13 protein-coding genes are annotated in these 11,418 nt (G+C 62.9%); 8 read left to right on the plus strand and 5 right to left on the minus strand.

What is annotated here, in order from left to right:
- Positions 1-83: 83 nt before the first annotated feature.
- Both ACIP5Y_RS47750 and ACIP5Y_RS47755 read left to right on the plus strand, forming a co-directional pair.
- On the plus strand, positions 84-974 hold the full coding sequence (locus ACIP5Y_RS47750; protein WP_400360477.1) for a helix-turn-helix domain-containing protein: 891 nt from the start codon (positions 84-86) through the stop codon (positions 972-974).
- Positions 971-1,162 carry a DUF397 domain-containing protein gene (locus ACIP5Y_RS47755; protein WP_400360478.1) on the plus strand — a complete coding sequence of 64 codons (192 nt, stop codon included), beginning with the start codon at positions 971-973 and terminating at the stop codon, positions 1,160-1,162. The genes ACIP5Y_RS47750 and ACIP5Y_RS47755 overlap by 4 nt, the downstream gene beginning before the upstream one ends.
- A gap of 677 nt (positions 1,163-1,839) precedes the next feature.
- On the opposite strand, the gene ACIP5Y_RS47760 is transcribed toward ACIP5Y_RS47755, so the two are convergent.
- The gene (locus tag ACIP5Y_RS47760; protein WP_400360479.1) at positions 1,840-2,307 is read right to left on the minus strand and encodes a MarR family winged helix-turn-helix transcriptional regulator; all 468 of its coding nucleotides are present in this window, start codon (positions 2,305-2,307) and stop codon (positions 1,840-1,842) included.
- Between the two features lie 104 nt (positions 2,308-2,411).
- Here ACIP5Y_RS47760 and ACIP5Y_RS47765 point away from each other — a divergent pair, with 104 nt between their 5' ends.
- Positions 2,412-4,025, plus strand: a complete 1,614-nt coding sequence (locus tag ACIP5Y_RS47765; protein WP_400360480.1) for a nitrilase-related carbon-nitrogen hydrolase — start codon at positions 2,412-2,414, stop codon at positions 4,023-4,025.
- On the opposite strand, the gene ACIP5Y_RS47770 is transcribed toward ACIP5Y_RS47765, so the two are convergent.
- Together ACIP5Y_RS47770 and ACIP5Y_RS47775 are read right to left on the minus strand one after the other, a co-directional pair.
- Positions 4,022-5,323, minus strand: coding sequence for a lipase family protein (locus ACIP5Y_RS47770; protein ID WP_400360481.1), 1,302 nt, complete (start codon positions 5,321-5,323; stop codon positions 4,022-4,024). The genes ACIP5Y_RS47765 and ACIP5Y_RS47770 overlap by 4 nt on opposite strands.
- A 168-nt stretch (positions 5,324-5,491) precedes the next feature.
- Positions 5,492-6,394, minus strand: coding sequence for a LysR family transcriptional regulator (locus ACIP5Y_RS47775; protein ID WP_400360482.1), 903 nt, complete (start codon positions 6,392-6,394; stop codon positions 5,492-5,494).
- Positions 6,395-6,546: 152 nt separating this feature from the next.
- Here ACIP5Y_RS47775 and ACIP5Y_RS47780 point away from each other — a divergent pair, with 152 nt between their 5' ends.
- Positions 6,547-6,861: an EthD family reductase gene (locus ACIP5Y_RS47780; protein ID WP_400360483.1), complete on the plus strand. Its 315-nt coding sequence runs from the start codon at positions 6,547-6,549 to the stop codon at positions 6,859-6,861.
- Positions 6,862-6,968: 107 nt separating this feature from the next.
- Here the strand turns inward: ACIP5Y_RS47780 and ACIP5Y_RS47785 are convergent, their stop codons facing one another.
- Positions 6,969-7,400, minus strand: a complete 432-nt coding sequence (locus ACIP5Y_RS47785; RefSeq protein ID WP_400360484.1) for an actin-binding ADF family protein — start codon at positions 7,398-7,400, stop codon at positions 6,969-6,971.
- A gap of 155 nt (positions 7,401-7,555) precedes the next feature.
- Between ACIP5Y_RS47785 and ACIP5Y_RS47790 the strand changes: the two genes are divergently transcribed.
- Both ACIP5Y_RS47790 and ACIP5Y_RS47795 read left to right on the plus strand, forming a co-directional pair.
- Positions 7,556-8,020, plus strand: coding sequence for a GNAT family N-acetyltransferase (locus tag ACIP5Y_RS47790; protein ID WP_400360485.1), 465 nt, complete (start codon positions 7,556-7,558; stop codon positions 8,018-8,020).
- A 62-nt stretch (positions 8,021-8,082) separates the two neighbouring features.
- Positions 8,083-8,565 (plus strand): GNAT family N-acetyltransferase, encoded by a 483-nt coding sequence (locus tag ACIP5Y_RS47795; protein WP_400360486.1) that lies wholly within the window; start codon positions 8,083-8,085, stop codon positions 8,563-8,565.
- Between the two features lie 173 nt (positions 8,566-8,738).
- Here ACIP5Y_RS47795 and ACIP5Y_RS47800 read toward each other — a convergent pair whose 3' ends face one another.
- On the minus strand, positions 8,739-8,912 hold the full coding sequence (locus tag ACIP5Y_RS47800; RefSeq protein ID WP_400360487.1) for a hypothetical protein: 174 nt from the start codon (positions 8,910-8,912) through the stop codon (positions 8,739-8,741).
- Between the two features lie 670 nt (positions 8,913-9,582).
- On the opposite strand from ACIP5Y_RS47800, the gene ACIP5Y_RS47805 reads away from it, so the two are divergent.
- Together ACIP5Y_RS47805 and ACIP5Y_RS47810 are read left to right on the plus strand one after the other, a co-directional pair.
- Positions 9,583-10,455 (plus strand): hypothetical protein, encoded by an 873-nt coding sequence (locus ACIP5Y_RS47805; protein WP_400360488.1) that lies wholly within the window; start codon positions 9,583-9,585, stop codon positions 10,453-10,455.
- Between the two features lie 47 nt (positions 10,456-10,502).
- Positions 10,503-10,973, plus strand: a complete 471-nt coding sequence (locus ACIP5Y_RS47810) for a hypothetical protein (RefSeq protein ID WP_400360489.1) — start codon at positions 10,503-10,505, stop codon at positions 10,971-10,973.
- The last annotated feature ends 445 nt before the right edge of the window (positions 10,974-11,418 follow it).

Genomic DNA, 11,418 nt, shown 5'->3' on the forward strand with positions numbered 1-11,418 from the left:
TCGCCACAGCTGGGTCCGCGCCCGGCGTACCGTCTGTTCCGCGATGGCGTGTTTTCCGTTCCGAAAATGCCGAGGATGCAGACATGGCCGACGACGATGAACCCTCCACACTGTCGCGGCGACAGCTCGGGCGTTTTCTACGGGAAGCACGCGAAGGCCGTGGATTCTCGATGGATCGCGCGGCAAATCTAGTGGAGCTGAGTAAGACCGCGCTGCATCGCATCGAGACAGGCGGGGTGAAAAAGCTTCGCATCAGGGATATTCGGGCCCTGTGCGAGTTGTACGAGGTGACCGAGCCGGACACGGCCCGCGCCGTCGAGTTGGCCGAGCAGGCACGAACGCCATCCTGGTATACAGCGTTCAGCGGGCTCTACAGCGATGCCACGTTCAATATGTACGTCGGGTTGGCGGCCTCCGCGCAGCGGCTGATCGCCTATCACGAGATGGTGCTGGGGTTGGTGCAGACGGCGGACTACGCCAAAACGCTGATCAGTGCGTTCTATAGGGACAGCGGTGCCGAGGACATCGACCGTCGCGTCGAGTTGCGCCTCAAGCGGCAGACGATCATCACCCGCAAGGTGCAGCCGGTGAAGCTGGAACTGCTGCTGCACGAATCGACTCTCCACCGAGTCGTCGGCGGCTCGCGAATTATGGCTGCGCAGCTGCGTCACCTTGCCGAGATCAGCACGCTGCCCAACGTCTCCGTGCGCATCCAGCCCTTCGCCGGCGGTTATGCCTGGGGAATCCTGCACGGCCCGTTCGTGATCCTGGATTTCGGCAATGATCTGCGCGGCCACCGCATAGAACCTCCTCTCGTGTACTGCGAAGGCAACGGCAAACCGGACCTCTACCTCGAGCATGCCGACGACGTGCAGCGTTACATTGACATTGCCTCGGCTATCCGCCGTACGGCACTGGACGAGGCCCGCACGCGAGACCTGCTCCGGCAGGTGGCAAGGAGTTATCAGTCATGAATGCCGATCTATCAGCGGCAGTGTGGTTCAAAAGCAGCTATAGCGGCGGCCAGACGGATTGTGTGGAGGTGGCCTGGCTCGGGGAAGCGGCTGTCGGGGTCCGTGATTCGAAGAATCCCACCGGCCCGGCATTGGTTTTCACTCCGGGCCAATGGGATTCGTTCGTATACAGGCTTACCGACTCATGAAGCTCCGGGCCACTGGGCCGGCGATTGGTACACCTGCGGGGCCGGTGACACTGCCGAGTTCCCGGAGTTCGACCTGCCGCCAGCGGCGAGTGCCCCGCCCGTCAAGACCAAACCACCGACGAAGAGTGCGGCACCGATCAATACGCGATCGCTGATGAGCTCGCCGTTACGGTCTCGCACCGGCATGGTGTCCTCGCCGGCAGTGCTGTACTGCCCAACCGATCGCCCCCATGTGCATTCCTGCATCGAGGGGTTGTCCCGATTCGCCTGGCAGGTCAACCCATTGTCTAACGCCGATCGCGCGGAAGCGTCGCGCAGATCATGTTGAGCCATATAGCCGAGGCACATCATCACAGCCCCGGCAACAGCAATCAGCAGCCCGAAAATCCCTGCAGTAACCCTCATTACCCCAACCCCTCCGACAATCATCCACCAACAACCGCCGCCACCTCATCAGGTCCGAGACGTGTCGGCGCCGACATGGTAACGGCCACAGCCACACAACGCCGTCGTGGGGTGCGCCGTGCACTGAGCCGAGCCGATCTGGATGCACCGGTGACCCAGTGGCACCTGACCGTCCAAAAATCGGACAGAATCTCATGCTGAGGTGCCACTCGAACGCGCCTTCCACCATGTCCCGCATTGCTCGAGACCGCCCGTCCCTTGCGACTCGGTTGTCAGTCCGTATCCGCAATGGCTTTGATGCCTGCAGGTTTCGCTCGCGCGACCTTCGTCAGTAGTCGGCTGAGTTGGCGTTGCTCCGGCGGGCTGAGATGGGCCACGGGCGAGCGGGTGAGCATTGCCGTTCCGAGTTGCCGGCGTACTTCGAGGCCGCGCTCGGTCAGGGTCACGATCTTGGCTCTCCGATTTGCCGGGTCGATCTCTCGTGTGATCAGGCCCTTGTCCTGGAGGCGGTCGGCGATGAAGGTCACGGTGGACGGGTCGCAGCCCAGGCTGGCGGCAAGTTGCCGCATCGACGGGGTCGCGGGTGGCTCGATCTTCCACAGGGTGTTGGCCATGACAGCGGTCAACCCCAGGTCGCCGACGGTGTCGGTGAGCAGAGCCTCGGTCTGTTCAGCCACGGCGAAAACCAGGTCCAGCACGTCGTAGACCAGAGATTCTTCCGCGTTCGCATGCTCTGCCACTGCACCACAATAGTTGGATGCTCAAATGCTTGACAACTCCAAGTGTCGACATGAGAGACTGCCAATACTTGGATACTCCAAGTGTTTGACTCAGGAGATCTCGAATGGCCACGGGCACAAGCAATCCGCGATCCGCCCCCGTAGACACTGACGCCAACGCGCCGTCCACTACTTCACCGAAGGTCGGGCGACCCCCGGATCGGTGGCGCTATCTGTGGCTCGGCGCCGGTGCAGTCCTGTCGTTGTTCGCGGTCAACGGCCGATGGGATATCCCTTTGGCCGCATGGCTTTTCTCGATTCTGCTGTTGCGCTTCTCCCGAACCAGCCGACCGGCCGTTGGAATCGGTCTGGTCTGGCTGGCCTGCGTCGGAGCCTCGATGTTCTTTCTGTGGCACGTGGCCGTCCCGCTGACGGGCATGACTACGCTGGGCGGTCTGGCCTTCGGTACCGTGCTCGCCCTGCCCTACCTGGCCGACCGCCTGCTCGCGCCGCGACTGGGCACGGCCGCAAGCCTGCTGTTGTTCCCGATGGCGCTGGCCGCGTGCGAGTTTCTGCTGGGTGTTTTCGGTCCGTTCGGCACGGCCTACGGCCTGCTCGCCGACACCCAGTATGCCAATCCCGCTCTGTCGCAGTCGATCTCACTGGCAGGCCCGTACGTCATCGGGTTCCTCATCGGCTCCCTCGCCACCGTGATGAACTACCTATGGGAGCATCCATTGTCCTGGCGCACCGCGCGCGTGCCCATCGCCTACGCGGCCGTGCTCGGTGCCGTGATCGTCAGTGGCAGCGCACGATTGGCGTTCTTCCCCACACCCACTACCCAGACGGTACGCATCGCCGGTATCAACCCGAGCAGGGCCGCCTTGGATGCACAGATGAGAGCGCTTGGCCGTCCCCGGTTCGATCCCATGGCCGTACCCCGGTTCGACCCGGCCACGGTGCCGGTCGAATCGGCCGCGGTTATCGACGGCCTGTTCGACGACACCCGCCGCGCCGCGCGAAGCGGAGCGAAGATCATCGTGTGGTCGGAAAACGCGGCCAGAATCTCAGCGTCCGAGGAACCGGCATTCCTGGCCGCCGCGCAAAACGTCGCCCGGCAGGAGCAGGTGTATCTGGACGTCGCCACCAACGTGTACCTGCCGAACCCACCCTACGGCCGCGACGAGACGCACCTCATCGCCCCGGACGGAACCCAGCTGTGGACCTACCAGAAATCCCACCCGATTCCAGGCTTGGAAACCTACACCCCCGGCAACGGCCAAGTCCCCGTGGTGAATACGCCATACGGTCGGATCGCGAACGTGATCTGTTACGACGCAGACTTTCCCGCCATGATGCACACCGACGCCGACATCATGCTGATACCGGGAGGCGATTGGCCACAGTTCGGCCGGTTGCACACCCAGATGTCGAGCCTGCGCGCGATCGAGAACGGCTACTCCCTGCTCCGCCAGGACTTCAACGGCTGGTCGGCCGCCTACGACTATCACGGACAACCCATCTCGACCCAAGACACCACCGTCGACCACGGCCCATGGATCGTGGACGTGCCGACACACGGCACCACCACGCTCTACCGGCTCACCGGCGACATCTTCGCCTGGCTGTGCCTGGCAGGCACGCTGGCCCTGACAGCCATCGGAATAATCCCGCGTCGCCGGCGTCCGATCATCGGCGCCCGCACACCCCGGACTGTTCCCGTCCCGATGGCGCGCTAGGCACCAGCGAGCGACATGGATGGCACCGTGCGCGTCGAGCAACCGGCCGGCGCGGCCTGCCCCGCCAGTCGCTCATCGATCCAACGCATGGTCGCAGGAGTCCCACTGATCGCGAGACTGACGTGCTCGCTCAATTGATCTCGCGTATAGGTGATCTGCGCCCCCGATGCACACCACTGCGCCACCGCCTGATCGGTCGGCGCGATGTGGACGATCTCATCGTTCACGGCGTTGTAGAGGAACAGCGGCGCGGTCGGTGCCACGGGGCCGAAGTCCAAGTCGGCGAAGGACGTCTGCACCTGCTCGAACAGTTGCGAGAAGGGGATCGTCAGGTAGTCGTCCATGTGCAGGAACGCATGCTGAGCCACGTTCGGCGTCATGCATTGGCTGTCCCCCGCGGCCATCAGAGCTTGCCCGGCAGGCGTCAGATACTTGTTGAAAGCCGCAGCCATACGTGGATCGGCGCGCATCATGCCCGGCAGCAGCGACGGCAGGAAACCGGAGAACGGACCGGAATCGAGCGATTGCAGGTAGGGGCCGATGGGTGCTGTCCAACCTCCCATGGAAACACCGGCCAGTCGTAGTTCGGGAGCGTAGGTCGGTTGAACTTGCGCGGCCCAACGGGTGGCGATCGCCCCACCGGAGTAGCCCATCGCGGCAACCGGAGTATCGGTGCCGGACAGGCCGATCGGCGCGAAACCCTCGGCTGCGCGCACTCCGTCGAGCGCGGCGTAACCCGGCTGTTTCGGGGCGAACACCGACCCTTTCGGCCCCTCCCAGTCGGGTACGGAAACCGCATGACCGGACGACAACATCTGGTCGATCTGAATGAGATCCAGAGAGGAGTCGTATTTGGCGGGCGCGCCTTGCCGGAGCACGAACGAGGGAGCGCACTGCGGGGCCGAAGCATCTTCGGCAACCTGATAGGTGATCAATCCTTTGACCTGCCCGGTTCGTGGGCGCAACACCGTCGTCACGGTCGCCATGGGTTGGCCGGCGGTATCGGTCGTTCGATACAGCAACTGCCAGGCATCGGCGTCCTGCGCCGGTAGCCCCATCGAGGCCACCTCGACAGGTCGCGAGTTCAGGATGGTGCCCGGCGCGTCCGAGTCCCAGCCCGATGGCGGGGTGTAGAACGGATCGTCCTGCGGAGTCGGCAGCGGAACCGCGCTACCGACCGCCATGGGAGTGCCGGTAAAGCACAACACGGCCGACACTGCGATCAGAACCGAGCGCAACTGACCGCGCTTCACCATTGAACACGTTGCACCACAGGATGATACGACATTGCCCATCATTCGGACTTCCCTCCCCGGCGGGGGCCGATTCCCGCGAATCCCCCTGAAGGCAGAAGGGTACATCCCCCGATCGTGATAGGTACCCGAACCGGCGACGAAGATCGCGCCCTGTCCCTGACGGGTCGGCCTCGCCACCGCCGACGTCCGTCTCGCGTGACCTGCTGCGCGTCAGTCCGGTAGCCAGTGCAGCTCGTGTGCCAGGGTTTTCGCGACGGTACGGATGCGGTGGTGTAGTGGGGATTGCACGCGCGGGAGGACCAGGTGGATCGTGAAGGTGGGTGCGCCCTGCAGCGGTCGCCACGTGATACCGGCCGGTGCTGTCGTGACCGCGGTTTCACCGGCCGGGGCGAGGGTGAACCCGTCGCGTAGGTCGTGCTGAGACAGGTCGAAAGAGACTGCGGGCGTGTGGAATCGTGGGGTTGGCCGGGTGTCGCGGAACAATGCGGAGAGCTGATCGTGGATCACGGGGTTGGCCGTGCGGTCGGGCAGTCGCAGTGGGTACGCGGCCGCATCGGCGATTTCGATCTCCGGATGTTCGGCCAGCGGATGATGCTGTGCCAGTTGGACTCCGATGCGCACGCGCCGCAGCAGGAACCGGCGCACGTCACGACCCGGCTGTTCACCGCGGGTGATCCCCGCATCGATGCGGCCGTCGGCGACCGCAGCGGAAATCTCCGGCGTCGCCATCGGGACCGCGCCGACCTCGAGTCCCGGGCTGCTGCGAATGAGCCTGTCCACCAGGGCCGGTGCCGTCTCGGCCCCCACGCTGAGGCTGTATCCGATGCGCAGCGTGCCCAGTTCACCGGCGCCCGCGTTCCGGGCGGTGTCCCATGCCCGGTCCAGCGCCGCCAGCGCGGGCGGCGCGGATTCTGCCAAAGCCGCACCGGCCGTGGTCAATACGACGCTACGCGTGTTACGAACCAGCAGGCTCGTACCGAGTTCCGCCTCCAATCGGCGCATCCGGGCGCTGAGTGCGGGCTGCGCGATACCGATCCGTGCGGCCGCGCGGGTGAAGTTCAACTCCTGCGCCAGCACCAGAAAGTACCGCAGACTCACCGTATCCGGCGCCACGTATCCTCCCTGCCGATTGATAACGATCCGTTCTGAGTCTATCCCGTCCCGGTCTTTCCCTCGACCGCACATCAAGCCCTAACCTGCGCATATGACAATTCAACCGACCGCGGCACCGGACACCGCACGCACACACGATGCGGGAGGCAGTCATGCATAAGCTGGTGGTCCTGTACCCCAAGCCCGCCGACCCCGACCACTTCCGCGACTACTACGTGACCAAACACCTTCCACTGGTCATGAAGTGGCCCGGCCTGCTTGCGTGGCGCTACAGCTTCGACGTGGCGGCGAAGAGGGGAGAAACGCCGTATTTCGCGGTCTTCGAAGCCGACTTCGCTGACGCCGCCGCCATGGTCGCGGCACAGGAGTCGGAGTACGGCCAGCGGGCGACCGCCGATGTCGTCAACTACGCCACCGGCGGTGTGGTCGTGATCCACTATCCGGTGCAGGATGGAAACCAGTCTTGAGTAGCCGCATGCCGCGTTGACCAACCGGCCGACGCGCGGCCTCAAAGATCAACGGCCCGGGAGCCTTCCGGTCACCGGCAGGGCACGGTAGCCCGAGGGACTCCCGGTCAGAGGTATTTCTTGATGCTGTCCATGACGTAGTCCTCTTCCAGCTCACTGGCGTCCGTGGCGTTGAGATGAATGCCCACGCCGACCAGAACCCGTTTGATCGCCTCCGCGCTGGAGGCGTAGAGCATCTTGCTTTTCATCTTGGCCGTGTCCGGCGACCAACTGATGAACACGAGCTTCGAGGCCGGCCGACCGTCGCTCGTGACGACTTCCAGGTCGATCAATGCGTATCGGCAGTCGTCCTCGATCGCAGAGAGGGTCTGGTAGAAGTCTTCGTAGTCCGTCTCGATCGGTGCGGTGGACTCGATCATGATCAGCGAGTCGTTCTCGATCTTGTAGATGAAGTAGCGGTAGTTGAACGGAGGGCGCTTCGCCTTGAAGTCGTTGAACTCGGTGACAACGTCATCGCGCACACTGACACCTGATGCCACGAGACCATCCTTTCGAGGCGGCATCGCACCAACCCGACCGTCGGACGGATCGACGCAGCTACCGGGATACATTGTCGTAGAAATCATTTCACGCCCCGCCGTCCGCCACGCCGGAAATGAGCCAGCTCTCGCAAGTCCCCGATAGCATCCGCGGTATGCCCTATCGGCTCGATACCAACCGCTCGCTGCTCGATATCGAAGTTGTGTGGGCGCACTTGTCGACCGGGGCGTATTGGGGTGGGTTACGCACCCGCGGCCAGGTCGAAGACGAATTCGCCGCCGCCTGGCGTGTGGTCACCGCGCACGATTGCCTCACCGGCACGCTGGTCGGCTTCGCCAGAGCGATGTCCGATGGCACGAACTACGCCCTGCTCGCAGACCTCTTCGTCGTCCCGGCGCACCGCGGCCAGGGCCTCGGGCACCGGATCGTCGACCACATGATCAGTCGCGATCCCGGCAGCGAGTTCGGCTGGATCTTGTTCACCCGCGACGCGCACAGACTCTACGAGAGGTTCGGGTTCGAACGGGTCGACGCAGCCACAATGATCCGGCCGCCGCAGTCCATTCCGCACAGAACAAACAGCCACAGCAGCGACGAGACCTCCTGCTGCGCCGAATAACCGCTTCCGCCGCGGACCCAAGCGGTCAGCGCAGAGATGTTGACCCATGGGACGATTCGCGAATGAGTACAACCGTGATCCGTCCGGTCGAAGAGGGCGAGCTCGTCGCTGTCGCGCAACTGCGCTGGCGCTGGTTCCTCGAAAACCAGGGGACTCCTCCGGGGCCTGTCGAGGAATTCATCGAGAGCTTCCAGTCCTGGGCGCGGGCACACAAGCCCACCCACCACTGCCTGGTAGCGGCCGACGGCGATGCACTCATCGCGATGGCCTGGCTGGCTATCACCCCACGAGTACCCGGTGTGCTCACACGAGACCGAGCCATGGGTGATCTGCAGAGCATGTACGTGCAACCGGACCGCCGAAACACCGGACTCGGCGGCCGGCTCATCGATGCCATTGTCGACCTCGCCCATCAACTCGGACTCGAACGCGTCACCGTCCAGTCCTCCAAGGACGCAGTCAACGCCTATACCCGCCACGGCTTCGCAACATCACCGGGGCTGTTGCATATCGAGCCCGCACGCCGAAAAGCATTGCCGAGATGAATCTCTCCGAAAGACCCTGGCGTGGCCAGCGTTTATCGGCCTCCCGCCGATATCCAAGTCCCCGAGAGCAACTGGCCGAACCGGCCGGCGCGGGATCGGCCAGTCAACTGTCCGTGCGGTTCCAGGATCAGCCGAACACGCACCCGTGCCGATGGCGGCTGCCGACATGTTCGTCAGTACGACATGTGGGCAACTACCAGGCCCATGAGTTCGTACAGCACGAATGCGAGCGGGGCCAGAATCAAACCGATCATCAACACAAGTCCCAGCAGTATGAGCATCCACGCCCGCGCACGACGCCTAGCCGCAGCGACCGCCGAATCACCCTGCCGTACAGCGAACCCCACCCACCCTCCCTGTTCCCGGGACTCTATCAACGCGGCGACCCGACGGCCTGGCGGCCGAACGTTCGCTTTCGCCGATAGCCGAGTGGCACAAGGCCGTGCCGAACGCCGACTCGGGTTCAAGGCGAAGTGCCGCTCGAAAACACCTGAGATCCACCACGAGCAACGAGAAACACACTGCTGCGGTGGATTCCGGCAAATCCCACACCCGTGTGCTGTTGATCTCAGCGTTCGACCGGCCCTGATCAAGCGGTCATTCGACGCTCGGAGAACGTCCGGATCTGCCGAATACAGTGCGATCGCCCCGTGCCCAAGATCCAGGACTTGCGCACCACCAAGAAAGGGCTTGTGCAGTAGAGGTATCGGTACACATCTGATGCCCGAGATGATCAAGGCTGTTGGTCGATCGGCTTGCCGTCGCACGCCGACCCCCTAGACTGAGCCATCAGCGGTTCATACTGCTGGACTGCGCATTTCGCGTGCCGGGCCAGCGCCCGGCGCGTCCGCGCTGGAGCGGCCAGCGATCGGGAAGAGGTGTGCGGGCCGCGTGGACCAGCGCCGGGAAGGTAGTCCGTCAATCACGCTTCGACGCCCCAACCGAGTTCGGACATATGCGACCCAGCCCGGACACAACTGCTACACGCCGCTGCGCGGCGGTCCTGAAAGGAAGATCGTGACTAGAAAACTCTTCGGCGGGCTTGTGCCACAGCTGCACAACGTGCCCTTGGGGTTGGTGCCGCGCGTCAGCCCTATAGGCCTTCCCGACAAGCCCGTCCCTGATCCCCGGGTACCGATTCCCCCGCCACTACACCAGGACACCACATGGGACGGCACCGGCCAGTGGAACGACACGACTGGTGTCAATCCCGACAAGGTGAAGTCAATATATGGTGAGCAGATGGCGAATTGGGCCAAGTGGGCGGTCCAATATGGAAACGAGGCGCATGTCGATCCGGATTTGGTGCTGGGCATCGCACTAATGGAGGGCGCGCCGGTCCGCACAGGCTATGACAAGTGGGAGGGCAACGATACCCGACTCCAGGACGCCCTGCGGGATCCTTCGAACTATCATCCTCTTTCGCCTGCCGAGGGCGACACGGCAGGACTTGCTTACGATGAATTTCGTAATCACACCTCTGGTATGCGTGGATTGATTTCAGGCATTGGCAATTCTGTCGGCCTGACAAATCAAAAAAAAGATACATTCGACGAGACCACACAGATGTATGGGTCGCACTTCCTCGATCCGGATGACGACTGGGATCACTTGCCCGGCAATGACAGGCTGGCATTGAAGGCAGCGGCTTTCAACCTGAAGAAGATCGAGGAAGGCGCGGCACCCCAAGCCGGACCAACGGTACGCGCTACACCACTAGACCAGTTCCTGGCATCCGGCTACAACGCAAGCGGATTGCTAAATCGCTCCCAGAACGTGGCCGAGGGAAAAAGCGAATTCAAGGATAACGAAACGGCTTACGGTGTCAGAGCGCTGGAATCTGTTGGCATCGCATATCAGATCTTGTACGGTAGTGGAGCATATAAGTGAGAATCCGCGTGAGCTCCTGGGGTCAGTGGGGGTGGCTCATAATCGCCGTGGCCCTTGTAGCCTGCGGCTGTGATCGATTAGAGATCGGCCATAACCGCCCGGACGAGGCCGCACGCATAGCCAAAGCGGCAACCATATCCGGGTTCGGACGAACAGGTATTGCCGACGTGCTGGACAACGACAACCCGCCCGGTGCCGATGCGTATTTCATCGGTCCCGCACCGAAACCGGATCCATTGGCGGTCGTTTCGGTGCCGACGATCCAGCTGGAAGCAACCGACCCGCCCACGGCGGAGTACACGCGTCAACATCCCGACATCGATCTTCCTGTCGCGGCAGGGAAACGCCCAGATGGATGCATGGCATCTGTGACCTTCATTTCAAATCCGCCATCATCGGTCGTCAGTGAAGGGTGGGGTAACCATCGGATCTCCATTCTCACCGATGAGCAACTTGCGGCCGTGCGGAACCACACTGCACTAGTCATCGAACTGCTTATCAGCAATTGTGGATGGTGAGAGGCCCTGTGTGATTGAAATTCGATGAGACCTGTCACGGTAGCGGATCAGATCCTGTATAGCAATGGGGTATACAAGTGGGAATTCGCGATAATTGCCAGCTTCGATGAGTGGCTCGTAATCGACACGGTCCTGATGGTTTGCGGCTGCGAGCGATTAGCGGTCTGGCATCACGACCCAGACGAGGCCAAGCACATAGCCCAAGTGGTAACCGTCGCGGGGTTTACTCGCACGGCAATTGTCGACATGGACCGCGGTCCAAGATGAAGACATCATCGCAACCATCCGGTCATGCCGCGGCCCGGGCGTTCCGGAGCGGCGGCGGGCACGCCCGGCGAGTGCGCGGTATTGCCGAATTGAGCGTGTCGAACTGGACTGGTGGCATGCGGTTTGGTTGATGAGCGAGTGTGTCGGACAGGCCTTCTAGGATCACGTCATGCCCGAC

The sequence above is a fragment of the Nocardia sp. NPDC088792 genome (genome assembly GCF_044750615.1).
Lineage (GTDB): Bacteria > Actinomycetota > Actinomycetes > Mycobacteriales > Mycobacteriaceae > Nocardia.

Excerpts from the sequence above, each read along its gene's own strand:
- ACIP5Y_RS47750 (WP_400360477.1), top strand. The coding sequence starts at position 84 with ATGGCCGACGACGATGAACCCTCCACACTGTCGCGGCGACAGCTCGGG.
- ACIP5Y_RS47755 (WP_400360478.1), top strand. The coding sequence starts at position 971 with ATGAATGCCGATCTATCAGCGGCAGTGTGGTTCAAAAGCAGCTATAGC.
- ACIP5Y_RS47765 (WP_400360480.1), top strand. The coding sequence starts at position 2,412 with ATGGCCACGGGCACAAGCAATCCGCGATCCGCCCCCGTAGACACTGAC.
- ACIP5Y_RS47770 (WP_400360481.1), bottom strand. The coding sequence starts at position 5,323 with ATGATGGGCAATGTCGTATCATCCTGTGGTGCAACGTGTTCAATGGTG.
- ACIP5Y_RS47780 (WP_400360483.1), top strand. The coding sequence starts at position 6,547 with ATGCATAAGCTGGTGGTCCTGTACCCCAAGCCCGCCGACCCCGACCAC.
- ACIP5Y_RS47790 (WP_400360485.1), top strand. The coding sequence starts at position 7,556 with ATGCCCTATCGGCTCGATACCAACCGCTCGCTGCTCGATATCGAAGTT.
- ACIP5Y_RS47795 (WP_400360486.1), top strand. The coding sequence starts at position 8,083 with ATGAGTACAACCGTGATCCGTCCGGTCGAAGAGGGCGAGCTCGTCGCT.